12 protein-coding genes are annotated in these 12065 nt (G+C 74.4%); 5 read left to right on the forward strand and 7 right to left on the reverse strand.

Annotated features, from left to right (window positions below; all coding sequences use genetic code 11):
* Positions 1–25: 25 nt before the first annotated feature.
* The gene (locus ACQ393_RS06455; protein ID WP_430646004.1) at positions 26–469 is read right to left on the reverse strand and encodes a hypothetical protein; all 444 of its coding nucleotides are present in this window, start codon (positions 467–469) and stop codon (positions 26–28) included.
* 45 nt (positions 470–514) lie between these two features.
* Between ACQ393_RS06455 and ACQ393_RS06460 the strand changes: the two genes are divergently transcribed.
* The 3 genes from ACQ393_RS06460 to ahcY all read left to right on the forward strand — a co-directional run bounded on the left by ACQ393_RS06460 (position 515) and on the right by ahcY (position 3718).
* Positions 515–730 (forward strand): DUF3499 family protein, encoded by a 216-nt coding sequence (locus tag ACQ393_RS06460; protein ID WP_154345184.1) that lies wholly within the window; start codon positions 515–517, stop codon positions 728–730.
* Complete coding sequence (locus ACQ393_RS06465) at positions 727–2160, forward strand: phosphomannomutase/phosphoglucomutase (protein WP_430646005.1); 1434 nt, start codon at positions 727–729, stop codon at positions 2158–2160. The genes ACQ393_RS06460 and ACQ393_RS06465 overlap by 4 nt, the downstream gene beginning before the upstream one ends.
* 70 nt (positions 2161–2230) lie before the next feature.
* Positions 2231–3718, forward strand: a complete 1488-nt coding sequence (gene ahcY, locus ACQ393_RS06470; protein ID WP_430646006.1) for an adenosylhomocysteinase — start codon at positions 2231–2233, stop codon at positions 3716–3718.
* Between the two features lie 78 nt (positions 3719–3796).
* Here ahcY and ACQ393_RS06475 read toward each other — a convergent pair whose 3' ends face one another.
* The gene (locus tag ACQ393_RS06475; RefSeq protein ID WP_430646007.1) at positions 3797–4639 is read right to left on the reverse strand and encodes an RDD family protein; all 843 of its coding nucleotides are present in this window, start codon (positions 4637–4639) and stop codon (positions 3797–3799) included.
* A gap of 17 nt (positions 4640–4656) precedes the next feature.
* On the opposite strand from ACQ393_RS06475, the gene ACQ393_RS06480 reads away from it, so the two are divergent.
* Positions 4657–5652: a stage II sporulation protein M gene (locus ACQ393_RS06480; RefSeq protein ID WP_430646008.1), complete on the forward strand. Its 996-nt coding sequence runs from the start codon at positions 4657–4659 to the stop codon at positions 5650–5652.
* A gap of 35 nt (positions 5653–5687) precedes the next feature.
* Here the strand turns inward: ACQ393_RS06480 and ACQ393_RS06485 are convergent, their stop codons facing one another.
* From ACQ393_RS06485 to ACQ393_RS06505, 5 genes are read right to left on the reverse strand one after another with little or no spacing between them, the layout of a single operon-like run.
* Entirely contained in the window at positions 5688–7022 is a 1335-nt protein-coding gene (locus ACQ393_RS06485) for a DUF58 domain-containing protein (protein WP_430646009.1), read from the reverse strand.
* Positions 7023–7024: 2 nt separating this feature from the next.
* On the reverse strand, positions 7025–7996 hold the full coding sequence (locus ACQ393_RS06490; RefSeq protein ID WP_430646010.1) for an AAA family ATPase: 972 nt from the start codon (positions 7994–7996) through the stop codon (positions 7025–7027).
* Entirely contained in the window at positions 7993–9357 is a 1365-nt protein-coding gene (locus ACQ393_RS06495) for a DUF4350 domain-containing protein (RefSeq protein ID WP_430646011.1), read from the reverse strand. The genes ACQ393_RS06490 and ACQ393_RS06495 overlap by 4 nt, the downstream gene beginning before the upstream one ends.
* A complete protein-coding gene (locus tag ACQ393_RS06500) occupies positions 9354–10022 on the reverse strand; it encodes a DUF4129 domain-containing protein (RefSeq protein WP_430646012.1) in 669 nt (222 codons plus the stop codon). The genes ACQ393_RS06495 and ACQ393_RS06500 overlap by 4 nt, the downstream gene beginning before the upstream one ends.
* Position 10023: 1 nt before the next feature.
* Positions 10024–11040, reverse strand: a complete 1017-nt coding sequence (locus tag ACQ393_RS06505; protein ID WP_430646013.1) for a hypothetical protein — start codon at positions 11038–11040, stop codon at positions 10024–10026.
* 333 nt (positions 11041–11373) lie between these two features.
* Between ACQ393_RS06505 and mtrA the strand changes: the two genes are divergently transcribed.
* The gene (mtrA, locus tag ACQ393_RS06510) at positions 11374–12054 is read left to right on the forward strand and encodes an MtrAB system response regulator MtrA (RefSeq protein ID WP_430646014.1); all 681 of its coding nucleotides are present in this window, start codon (positions 11374–11376) and stop codon (positions 12052–12054) included.
* Positions 12055–12065: the final 11 nt, after the last annotated feature.

Genomic DNA, 12065 nt, shown 5'->3' on the forward strand with positions numbered 1-12065 from the left:
ACCGGTGCGCGGCGTGCCGTCGGGATCAGAGGTGGCGGTAGCGCCCCGGTGCGAGCTCCCACGGGTCGCGGCCGAGGAAGTCGGCCACGGCGCGAAACACGCAGCTCTCGACGAGCAGCTTCTCGTCCTTCTCCTCGCCCTCCTGCGTGCGCAGGAACCGCACGATCGGCAGGCGGAAGAACACGATCCGGCGCTCGTCGTGGTACACGCGCCACCGGTCGACGTGGTCGTCGTGGATCGCCTCGGCCGGCGCATCGGCCACCTGGAACGAGACCCCCTCGAGCTCCGGCCAGAGGCCGCGCAGGTAGGCCGCCGTCGAGGCGAGCGTCACGTCGAACTCGTCGATCCGGGTGCGCAGCGGCGGCAGGTGCGGGCCGGTGACGGCGGAGCGCATGCCGCGGCCGTGACGGTCGCGCGGGAGGCGCCTCGGCGAAGCCGGCGTCGCGGCGACACGACGGGAACGTGGCATGACCTCCATCGTAGCGGCCGCCCGGATCGCTACGCTGGGGTCGCCATGAGACGTTGTTCGCGCACCGCATGCACCGCAGAGGCGGTCGCGACCCTGACGTACGACTACGCCGACTCGCTGGCGGTGCTCGGGCCGCTCTCGTTCACGCGCGAGCCGCACTCGTACGACCTCTGCGCTCGGCATGCCGACCGCACCTCCGCTCCGCGCGGGTGGCAGATCATCCGGCACGTCACCCTCGGTGAGGTAGGGTTCACGGCATGAATCCCCCCGCGAACACGGGCGCTCGCGCGCGCCTCGAAACCATCGTGAAGGCCTACGACGTCCGCGGCATCGTGGGCGACGTGCTGACCGACGAGGTGGTCGAGGCGCTCGGCGCCGCGTTCGTCGACGAAGTCGGGGCGGCGGGCGGTCGCGTCGTCGTCGGCCACGACATGCGCGACTCGTCGCCGGGCTTCGCCGAGGCGTTCGCCGGCGGCGCCGCAGCCCGCGGCGCCGACGTCGTCGCCATCGGGCTCTGCTCCACCGACGAGAGCTACTTCGCGTCGGGGTCGCTCGACGCGCCCGCGGCGATGTTCACCGCGAGCCACAACCCGGCCGCGTACAACGGCATCAAGTTCTCCCGCGCCGGGGCGCAGGGCATCTCGCTCGACACCGGCCTCGCCGCCATCCGCGACCGCGCCGCGACGTACCTCGAGACCGGCGTCGCGGCGGTGCCGCAGCCCGGCCGGATCGAGCACGCCGACGTCCTCACCGACTACGCGCGGCACCTCCGCACGCTCGTCGACCTCGGCGGCATCCGTCCCCTGAAGGTCGTCGTCGACGCCGGCAACGGCATGGGCGGGCTCACCGTCCCCGCCGTCCTCGGCGACGCGGCCGGCCTGCCCGCGCTGCCGCTCGAGATCGTGCCGCTCTACTTCGAGCTCGACGGCACGTTCCCGAACCACGAGGCGAACCCGCTCGACCCGGCGAACCTCGTCGACCTGCAGGCGGCCGTCCGCGAGCACGGCGCCGACCTCGGCCTGGCCTTCGACGGCGACGCCGACCGCTGCTTCGTCGTCGACGAGCGCGGCGAGGCCGTCGACCCGTCCGCGGTCGCGGCGATCGTCGCGCTGCGCGAGATCACGCGGGTGCGCGCGCTCGGCGAGGCCGAGCCCACGGTGATCCACAACCTCATCACCTCGCGGTTCGTGCCCGAGACGATCGAGGCCGTCGGCGCCGTGCCGGTGCGCACCCGCGTCGGCCACTCGCTCATCAAGGACCGCATGAAGGAGACCGGGGCGGTCTTCGGCGGCGAGCACTCCGCGCACTACTACTTCCGCGACTTCTGGGGCGCCGACAACGGCATGCTCGCGGCCATGCACCTTCTGGCCGAGTTCGGTTCGCAGTCGGCGCCGCTCTCGGAGCTCTCGGCGCGCTTCACGCCCTACGCGCTGTCGGGCGAGATCAACTCGACCGTCGCCGACGTGCCGGCGGCGTACACGCGCATCGTCGAGGCGTTCACCGGCCGGGTCGAGTTCGACGAACTCGACGGGCTGACCGCGACCGGGATCACGTCGGAGGACGAATCGTTCTGGTGGTTCAACGTGCGTCCCTCGAACACCGAGCCCCTGCTGCGGCTCAACGTCGAGGGCGAGGACGTCGCGACGATGACCGCCATCCGCGACGAGGTGCTCGCGCTCATCCGCGCCTGAGCCGGGCGCCCGTCTGCGGGAAGCGGGCGAGCGGATGCCTCGGGCCCACGCGGCTGCGAGAATGGACGCCATGACCCTCGTCACGCCCACCGCGACATCCGCCCTGCCCTTCAAGGTCGCCGACCTCTCGCTCGCCGAGGCGGGCCGGCACCAGCTCCGCCTCGCGGAGAACGAGATGCCGGGCCTCATGGCGCTCCGCGCGGAGTACGGCGAATCGAAGCCGCTGGCGGGGGCCCGGATCGCCGGCAGCCTGCACATGACCGTGCAGACCGCGGTGCTCATCGAGACGCTCACGGCGCTCGGCGCAGAGGTGCGCTGGGCGAGCTGCAACATCTTCTCCACGCAGGACGAGGCGGCGGCCGCGGTCGTGGTCGGCCCCGACGGCACGGTCGACGAGCCGGCGGGCGTGCCGGTCTTCGCTTGGAAGGGCGAGACGCTCGAGGAGTACTGGTGGTGCACCGACCGCATCTTCGACTGGTCGGCGGAGGCCGAGGCCGCCGGCGCCGACTGGATCGGCCCGAACATGATCCTCGACGACGGCGGCGACGCCACGCTCCTCGTGCACCGCGGGCGCGAGTTCGAGGCGGCGGGGTCGGTGCCGGCGACGGCCGATGACGCGAGCGCCGAGTACCGCGTCGTGCTCGACACGCTCCGCCGCTCCATCCAGGCGAGCCCCGACCGCTGGACCCGCATCGCCGCCGAGCTGCAGGGCGTGACCGAGGAGACCACCACGGGCGTGCACCGCCTCTACGAGCTGCACGCCGCGGGCGAGCTGCTCTTCCCGGCGATCAACGTCAACGACTCGGTCACGAAGTCGAAGTTCGACAACAAGTACGGCATCCGCCACTCGCTGCCCGACGGCCTGAACCGCGCCACCGACGTGCTGATGGGCGGCAAGGTCGCGTTCGTCGCGGGCTACGGCGACGTCGGCAAGGGCGCGGCCGAGGCGCTGCGCGGCCAGGGCGCGCGCGTGATCGTCTCCGAGATCGACCCCATCAACGCGCTGCAGGCCGCCATGGACGGCTACCAGGTCGCCCGGCTCGAATCGGTCGCCGACCGGGTCGACATCCTCGTCACGGGCACCGGCAACAAGGACGTGGTGCGTCTCGAGCACCTGCTCGCCCTGAAGCACCTCGCGGTCGTCGCGAACGTCGGCCACTTCGACAACGAGATCGACATGGCCGCGCTCGAGTCGCTCGAGGGCGCCGAGAAGGTCGAGATCAAGCCGCAGGTGCACGAGTGGCGCCTGCCGACCGGACGCAGCATCCTCGTGCTCTCCGAGGGTCGCCTGATGAACCTCGGCAACGCGACCGGACACCCGTCGTTCGTCATGTCGAACTCGTTCGCCAACCAGGTGCTCGCGCAGATCGAGCTCTGGACGCGGCCCGACGCGTACCCGGTGGGCGTGTACGTGCTGCCGAAGCACCTCGACGAGAAGGTCGCGCGGCTCCACCTCGACGCGCTCGGGGTCGAGCTCACCGTGCTCACGCCCGAGCAGGCGGCCTACATCGGCGTGCCCGTCGAGGGGCCGTACAAGGTCGACCACTACCGGTACTGAGCTCGCTGCAGCGGATGCCGCGGGCGCACGTCGCGCCCGCGGCATCCGTCGCCGGTGGATGAGGCCGGCGGCGCCGCCTCAGCGCTCGGGGAAGCCGTTCGGCCGCGACTCGAGCACGGGCTCGAGCGCGTGCATGCGCTCGTCGACGAGGGCCAGGGCGGCGAGGTCGCGCTCGCGCCGCAGCGCCGCGACCGCCGCGAGGAACAGCTCGGCGTCGACCGCGGGCACCGGCGAGACGTACGGCGCCACCTCGCCGGCGAGCGACGCGCCGACGCGCGCTCGGCTCTGCGGCGCGAGCTGCGGAGCGTTCCGGAGGAAGGCCGCCACCCGCCTCGCGAGCGGGTCGGGCAGACGGCCGACGTCGGCGACGGCGGCCCACGCCGTCAGCGGCTCGGGCACGCCGAAGGCCGAGGGCACGTAGGCGCGCACGCGCTCGACCTGGCCGTGCGTCCCGGCGAGGAGGTCGCCGAGGCGCTTCGAGTCGGGATTCAGGAAGCCGACGAGCACCGCGAGGCCGCCGAAGGTCAGCCAGATCTCGAGCACGCCCGTGAGCGCGCGGATGAGCGCGTGCCGGAAGCCGATCGACCCGCCGTCGTCCCGCACGACGCGGATGCCCATCACGAGCTTGCCGAGCGAGCGCCCGCGCGACGCCGTCTCGACCGTCGTCGGAAGCACCACGAGCAGCGACACGAGCAGCGCGATGCCGACCGCCCGGAACGCCGCCTCGTCGAGCTCGAGGCCCGAGACCGCGAGGAGGACGAGGAGGCCGACCACGATCGTCAGGATCACGTCGATCGCGGCGCCGCCGGCGCGCATGACGGCGCTCGCCGGGCGGAGGTCGAGGGCCACGGCCTCGCCGGTGAGCACGGCCTCGTCGTCGACGGTCGTCGCGGTCCGCGCGGGGGCGGCTTCGGCGGGCATGGCTAGTATTCAAGCAGATGGACCTCGACGCCCTCGCGACCGCCCGCCACGACGACTGGGAGCGACTCGACGCGCTCTCGCGCAGGTCGCGACCGACCGGAGCCGAGGCCGACGAGCTCATCGAGCGGTACCAGTCGGCCGCCGCCGACCTCTCGCTCGTGCAGGCCACCGCCGGTTCCACCGCGTTGGGGGAGCGGCTCTCGCTGACGCTCGCCCGCGCGCGGCTGCGGTTCACGGGCGTCGCCGAGAACCCCCTGCGGCAGTTCTCGCGCTTCGCGCTCGTCGGGCTGCCCGCGGCGCTGTACCGCGTGCGCTGGCTGACGCTCGCCGTGGCGATCGCGACGTTCGTCGTCGCGGCGCTGTACGCGACGTGGGTCCTCGCCGACCCGCGGGTGCTGGCGAACCTCGGCACCGAGGAGGAACTGCAGCAGATCGCCGAGGAGGGCTTCGTCGCCTACTACTCCGAGAACCCGGCGGCGTCGTTCGCAGGGTCCGTCTGGACGAACAACGCCTGGATCGCCGCGCAGTGCGTCGCCTTCGGCATCACGGGCGTCTGGGTGCCGTGGGTCATCCTGCAGAACGCGCAGAACCTCGGCCTGACCGCGGCGATCATGTTCGCGTACGACGAAGCCGACACGTTCTTCCTCTACATCGCCCCGCACGGCCTGCTCGAGCTCACGTGCGTGTTCGTCGCGGCCGCCGCCGGTCTCCGGATCTTCTGGGCATGGGTGGCGCCCGGCGCCCGCACGCGGGGCGCGGCCGTGGCGGAGGACGCGCGGGCGCTCTTCTCCGTGGCGATCGGGCTCGTGTTCTTCCTCTTCGTCGCCGGGGTCATCGAGGGGTTCGTCACGCCCGCGCCCTGGCCGTGGCCGGTGAAGATCGGCATCGGCGCGCTCGCCCTCGCACTCCTGCTCTTCGCGATGCTCGTGCTCGGCCGGCGCGCCGCGCGTGCGGGCGAGTCCGGCGACCTCGCCGAGTTCGACGCCGGGGCGAGGCGGGCGACGGCCGGCTGAGGTCTCGGGCGACCCGTCGCCGCCGCGGCATCCGCTCAGAGCTGCCCGGCCGCCTTGAGCTCGAGGTATCGATCCGCGAGGGCGGGCGGCAGTTCGGCGGGGCCCGCGGTCACCGTGGTCGCGCCCAGGCGGCGCACGGCGGCCGCGATGCGATCGGCGTCGAGTCGGGTGCGTTCCGCGGCCGCGGCTGCGTACACGTCGGCGAGCTCGTCGCGTCGCGACGCGGCGGCCTCGAGCGTCGGGTCGGTGACGGAGGCCACGACGACCCGGTGCCGCGCGGTCAGTTGTGGGAGCACCGAGAGCAGTCCGCGGGCGCTGCCCGGGGAGTCCGCCGCGGTGAGCAGCACGACGAGGGCGCGGCGGCTCGTGACGCCGCGCACCTGCGCCGGCACACCCGCCCAGTCCGCCTCGATGAGCTCGGCGTCGACGTTCGCCATCGTGTCCACCATCCGGGCGAGCAGGTCGGCGCCGCTCGCACCGTGCACGCGGCCCCGCAGTCGGCGGTCCCACAGCAGCAGGTCGACGCGGTCGCCCGCCTGCGACGCGAGCGCGGCGAGGAGCAGCGCGGCCTCGTAGGCGGTGTCGAGGCGGGGTTCGTCGCCGATGCGGGCGGCCGCCGTGCGCGACGTGTCGACGACGACGACGATGCGCCGGTCTCGCTCGGGACGCCAGGTCCGGACCATGAGCTTGGCCGCGCCGGGCGACTCGGGGTCGGAGCGGCGCGCGGTGGCGCGCCAGTCGATGGAGCGCACGTCGTCGCCGCGCACGTACTCGCGGAGCGAGTCGAACTCCGTGCCCTGACCGCGGACGAGGATCGGCGTCCGCCCGTCGAGTTCCCGTAGTCGGGTGAGGCGGGACGGCAGGTGCGCCCGTGAGCGGAACGGCGGCAGGACGCGCAGCCGGCCGGGCGCGGCCAGCGTCGCCTGGCGCGCCCAGAGGCCGAGGGGTCCGTGCGAGCGGACGGTGACCGCCGCCGTCACCCGGTCGCCGCGTCGGGTGGGCGTGAGCGCCTGGGACACCCGTCGGCCCTCGCCGGCGGGCACCCGGATGCGGGATCGGTTCCGCCCGTGGACCCCGGCCGACGGCGGCCATCCGTCGCGGACTTCCGCACGCAGCATCCGTCGCCCCAGGTTGCGCAGCACCAGCTCGGATCGCGCGGTCTCGCCGAGGCGCAGGCGCGGCGGCAGCTCGCGCTCCACGGCGACCTGCCGCGGCGACGCCGCGAACGCGAGGTCGACCGAGCCCAGCGCGATCGCGACGAGGAGCCAGCCGAGGAGGACCGCCCACGCCGCGCTCGCGTCGGCGCCGAGCAGCACCAGGGGCACGACGCCGACGGCGAGGAGCAGGCTGAATCGTCCGGTGGGGGCCATCGTCAGAGCGGCACCTGGACCTGCTGCACGATCGACCGCAGCACCTGGTCGACCGAGACGCCCTCGAGCTCGGCCTCGGGCCGGAGCTGCACGCGATGCCGCCAGGCGGGCAGGAGCATGGCCTGGACGTGATCGGGGGTGACCTTCTCCACGCCGGTCAGCCAGGCCCACGCCTTGGCGGCGGCGAGGAGGCCGGCGACGGCGCGGGGGCTCACGCCGAGCCGCATGGACGGGCTGCGGCGCGTCGCCCGGGCGAGGTCGACGACGTACGCGAGCACGTCGTCCTCGACGCCCACGCGGCGGACGGCGGCGCGGGCCGCGACGAGGTCGGCCGCGCCGAGCACCGGCTCGACGCCGGCGGCGGCGAGGTCGTGCGGATCGAAGCCGTCGGCGTGACGCCGGAGCATCGCGACCTCGGCGTCCCGCTCGGGCACGTCGAGCACGAGCTTCAGCAGGAACCGGTCGAGCTGCGCCTCGGGCAGCGCGTACGTGCCCTCGTACTCGATCGGGTTCTGCGTCGCGGCGACGAGGAACGGCACGGGCAGCGGGCGGGTGACGCCGTCGGCCGAGACCTGGCGCTCCTCCATGGCCTCGAGCAGCGCCGACTGCGTCTTCGGCGGCGTCCGGTTGATCTCGTCGGCGAGCAGCAGGTTCGTGAACACCGGCCCCTCCCGGAAGGCGAACTCGCCCGACCGCGGGTCGTAGGCGAGCGAGCCCGTCACGTCGCCCGGCATGAGGTCGGGGGTGAACTGCACGCGCCGCGTCTCGAGCCGCAGCGTGCGGCTGAGGGTGCGCACGAGCAGGGTCTTGGCGACGCCGGGAACGCCCTCGAGGAGGACGTGCCCGTCGGCGAGCAGCGCGATGATCAGGCCGGTCACGGCGCCGTCCTGGCCGACGACGGCCTTGCCGACCTCGGTGCGGACGCGGTCGAGCGCGCCGCGCAGCTGTGCGTCGTCGGGGATCGGATCGGTCATGGTCGCCTTCCTGTCGGGTCGGTTCCGGCCGGGCCGGGTGCGTTCGTCCCGGACCCGGGGCCGTTCGTCACGGCTCCGGTCGGGTCGGGTGCGTCGGATGCCGCGGCGGGCCGGATCGCGGCGTGCACGGCGTGCTCGAGCTCGGCGAGGTCCCGCGCGAGGGCGACGAGCTCGCGGTCGCCTCGAGGCTCGTCGTCGACGAGCAGCGCGCGAACGGATGCGGCGGAGCGCCCCGTGACGCCGGCGACCGCCGCGACGACCGCGTCGACCTCGCTCGACCGCGGCAGGCGCAGCAGCGCCGCGAGCCGTCGGACGGCGCCGATGCGCAGTTGGTCGACGGAGTGCACGCGCGCGGAGCCGCGCGCGTACAGCCGGGCGCGGCCCTCGCCCGTCTCGGCCGCCCGCACGTGGACGGGGAGGTCCTCGACGACGAGCGGGCCGAATCGCCTGCCCCGGTGCAGGCCGGCGGCGATCGTGACCACGACCAGGAGCACGAGCACCGGGCTCACCCAGCCCGGGGTGAGTTCGGCGAGGGTCGGCGCGTCGGCGGCATCCGCGTCGGCGGGGCCCGGCAGGTACCAGGCGACCTCGTCGCGGGCGCCCAGCAGCCCGACCGCGAGCGCCGCGTTGCCGGCCTCGTCGATCGTCTCGTTGGCGAACGGCGTGGCCGCGCCCACGAGCACGAACTCGGCGCCGTCGGGGGAGACGCCCGACACCACGGCGAATCCGTCGCCGGAGGGGAAGCAGCCCGTGACGCCGGATCGGGCGGCCTCGTCGTCGATCGTCAGCAGCGCCTGGCCCTCGGAGAGCCGGCCGGCGCGCTCCGCCGCACCCAGCCCGCAGGACGCCGGCCCCGGGGCGCCGTCGGCGGCGCCGGCGAACCGCACGCCCGGCGCGAGGACCTCGAGGGTCCCGAAGTCGGGGCGGGCGACGACGAGGTGCTCGGCGGTGGCCGCGAGTTCCGTGAGGCGCTCGCGATCGAGCACGCCGAGCTCGTCGTGCAGGAACACCGTCGCTCCGCCGCGGGCGGCGTGCAGGGCGGCGTCGAGGCTCCGCACCTGCTGCACCTCGACGCCGCGGTCGGCGAGCACCCGGGCCAGCGCCTGTGCGCCGACCGGCGCGGGGTTGTCGGCCGCCAGCGGCGAACCCGGCGCCCGGACGGCGCCCTGCAGCACGATGAGGACGAGCGCGCCGGCGAGGAGCGCGACGGCGATCACGATCCAGGTCCGGCCTCGGCGGAGCGCACCTCGGACGCCGGGCGTGATCGCGCGGGCGGCCGTGCCGGCGGGGACGACGGGCGACGCCTCGGACGTCGGCCTCGGCGTCCGCGTCGACGGCGCGGCGTCGGGCGCGGCGCTCATGCGCCCGTCCGCGCGGCGGCCGCCGCGTCGGCGGGAGGCCGCGCCGCCTCGAGTTCGGCGTCCAGGGCGGCGACCGCGGCATACGTGCCCGCATCGCCGGTGCGCCCGAGGTAGCGGACGCCGTCGAAGGCGTCGGCCGCGTGCTCGAGTGCGACGGCGGACGCGGGGAAGGCGTCGGATGCCGCGCGCGCCATGCCGTGGGCGGTCGTCCCGGGGTGCACCCGCACGAGCTCGCGCTCGACGAGCGCCCGCACGAGCGCGCGGAACCGCTCCTCCACCGCGAGCGTCCAGTCGCCGGATGCCGCCGCACGCTCCGCGGCCCGGCGGAGGGTGGCGGCGTCACGGAGGTCGCCGTCGTCGAACAGCGGGACCGCCGCGGGAGCTCGGCGCCGGAGACGCGGGAGGCCGAACACCAGGAGGCCGAGGGCGACCAGTCCCGCCACGACGAGCACGGCGATGAGGGCGAGGGTCGGCATCGGCAGCCCGCTCGCGCCGCTGAAGAGGCTCGCGATCCAGTCGCGCACGGCCTGCGCCGCGAGGTCGAAGAGCGTGGGCTCGGCCGCGCGGTACTCCGGTTTCGCGAGCTCGTCGACGACCCACCGGCGCGCCTCGGGCGCGTCGGGATCGAGCGGCGGCGCGAACCGCGCCAGCGCCGTCGCCGTCACGTCAGGACCACGTCGGGGCCGCGCCGCCCGTCGGGGCCGCGGGACCGGCCGGCGCCGGCCCGAACGGATCGGTCACCGGCACGCCGGCCTCCCGTGCCTCGACGTGCCGCTCGAGCTCGAGGTCGAGTCCCTCCGAACGCATGCGCAGGTCGATGTAGATGACCGCGATGAGCGCGGCCTGCACGACGGCCACGATCGCCCCGATGAGGATGGACAGCACCGTGCCGACGACCGTCGTGCCGATGGTGACGGCCTCGTAGGTCGCCCCCGCGGTCGGGTCGAGGATGAACGCCAGGATCGTGCCGCCGAGCATGGGCACCTGCACGACCGTCTGCGCGATCGTCGAGACGATGAGCCCGACGAGCAGGATGAGCCCGAACGTGCGCCAGAAGTACCCGGTCGTCAACTGCCAGGACCGGCGGACCGACCCGGCGATGCCGGCGCGTTCGAGCACGATGACGCTCGGCACGAGCGCCAGCTTCGTGCCGAGCCAGGCCCCGAGCACCGCGATCCCGGCCAGCAGCAGGAGCACGACGATCACGACGCCGAGCACGGCGAACGCGTCGGGCGAGATGAGCGCGGTGACCACGACGATGCCGACGATGAGCGCGACGACGCCGAGCACCACGACGCCGACGAGCAGGGTCCAGCCGATGAGCGGGCCGATCCGCCCGGCCGCGCGGCGCCAGAGCGCCCCGAACCCGAGTTTCTCGCCGAGCGTGCCGCTCGCGACCTCGACGACCATGACGCCCTGCAGGAAGGCCCCGGCGACCACGCCGACGGCGATGGGCACGAGGGTCAGGAGGATGAGCCATCCGATCGTGCCGGACATGACCGCGTCGAGGTCCTCGGCGCTCGCGGACTCGATCCGCCCGATCGCGAGGACGAGGAAGGGCACGAACACCGCGGCGGTCGCGACGGCGGAGGCCAGCTGCACGACGAGGCCCGTGCCGAAGACCGGCGCGGGGTTGCGGCGGAGGGTGCGGAAGGGCGCCCAGAGCAGGGTGCCGAAGCCCATCGGCCGGAGCGGCAGCAGTCCCGGCTTCGGCGGCGGCGTCCAGCCCCCGGGCCCGGGGGCGCCGTACCCCGCTCCGGGCGGCGGAGCCGGCGGCACCGGCGGCGGGGGCGGCACCGCGGCTCCCGGGGGGAGCGGAGGCGGGCCGTATCCGGCGCTCGCCGGCGGTGCGGGGGGATGCCACTGCTGGTCCGACACGTGCGTCGTGCTCCTTCCGCGGGGATGCCCCCATGCTGCCACAGGCCGCCCACGGCCGACTCGCGCCGGTGAACGGCTACGCTGGTGCCACTGGACTGCCGCCCGGTGCGCCCGCCGGAACCCACGGAGAACGAACGCATGACGCCTCGCGTACTCGTCGTCGACGACGACACCGCCCTCGCCGAGATGATCGGGATCGTGCTGCGCACCGAGGGGTTCGACCCGGTGTTCTGCGCGGACGGCGGCGGCGCGCTGGCGGCGTTCCGCGACGCCCGGCCCGACCTCGTCCTCCTCGACCTCATGCTTCCCGGCATGGACGGCATCGAGGTCTGCGGCCGCATCCGCGCCGAGAGCGGCACCCCGATCATCATGCTGACCGCGAAGAGCGACACCGCCGACGTCGTGAAGGGCCTCGAGTCGGGCGCCGACGACTACATGGTGAAGCCCTTCAACCCGAAGGAACTCGTCGCCCGCATCCGGACCCGGCTCCGCCCGGCGCCCGAGTCGGCGGTCGACACCATCTCGGTCGGCGACCTCGAGATCGATGCGGCCGGGCACGAGGTCCGCCGGGGCGACCAGCGCATCAACCTGACCCCGCTCGAGTTCGACCTCCTCCTGACGCTCGCCTCCAAGCCGCAGCAGGTCTTCACGCGCGAGATGCTGCTCGAACAGGTGTGGGGCTATCACTACAAGGCCGACACCCGGCTCGTGAACGTCCACGTGCAGCGCCTCCGCGCGAAGGTCGAGCACGACCCCGACAACCCGCGGATCGTGATGACCGTCCGCGGCGTCGGCTACCGCGCCGGCGCCACGACCTAGGGCGGGCCGCG

It is taken from the genome of Agromyces sp. GXS1127 (assembly GCF_050565425.1).
Lineage (GTDB): Bacteria > Actinomycetota > Actinomycetes > Actinomycetales > Microbacteriaceae > Agromyces.

Excerpts from the sequence above, each read along its gene's own strand:
- ACQ393_RS06455 (WP_430646004.1), bottom strand. The coding sequence starts at position 469 with ATGCCACGTTCCCGTCGTGTCGCCGCGACGCCGGCTTCGCCGAGGCGC.
- ACQ393_RS06460 (WP_154345184.1), top strand. The coding sequence starts at position 515 with ATGAGACGTTGTTCGCGCACCGCATGCACCGCAGAGGCGGTCGCGACC.
- ACQ393_RS06465 (WP_430646005.1), top strand. The coding sequence starts at position 727 with ATGAATCCCCCCGCGAACACGGGCGCTCGCGCGCGCCTCGAAACCATC.
- ahcY (WP_430646006.1), top strand. The coding sequence starts at position 2,231 with ATGACCCTCGTCACGCCCACCGCGACATCCGCCCTGCCCTTCAAGGTC.
- ACQ393_RS06475 (WP_430646007.1), bottom strand. The coding sequence starts at position 4,639 with ATGCCCGCCGAAGCCGCCCCCGCGCGGACCGCGACGACCGTCGACGAC.
- ACQ393_RS06480 (WP_430646008.1), top strand. The coding sequence starts at position 4,657 with ATGGACCTCGACGCCCTCGCGACCGCCCGCCACGACGACTGGGAGCGA.
- ACQ393_RS06485 (WP_430646009.1), bottom strand. The coding sequence starts at position 7,022 with ATGGCCCCCACCGGACGATTCAGCCTGCTCCTCGCCGTCGGCGTCGTG.
- ACQ393_RS06490 (WP_430646010.1), bottom strand. The coding sequence starts at position 7,996 with ATGACCGATCCGATCCCCGACGACGCACAGCTGCGCGGCGCGCTCGAC.
- ACQ393_RS06495 (WP_430646011.1), bottom strand. The coding sequence starts at position 9,357 with ATGAGCGCCGCGCCCGACGCCGCGCCGTCGACGCGGACGCCGAGGCCG.
- ACQ393_RS06505 (WP_430646013.1), bottom strand. The coding sequence starts at position 11,040 with ATGGGCTTCGGCACCCTGCTCTGGGCGCCCTTCCGCACCCTCCGCCGC.
- mtrA (WP_430646014.1), top strand. The coding sequence starts at position 11,374 with ATGACGCCTCGCGTACTCGTCGTCGACGACGACACCGCCCTCGCCGAG.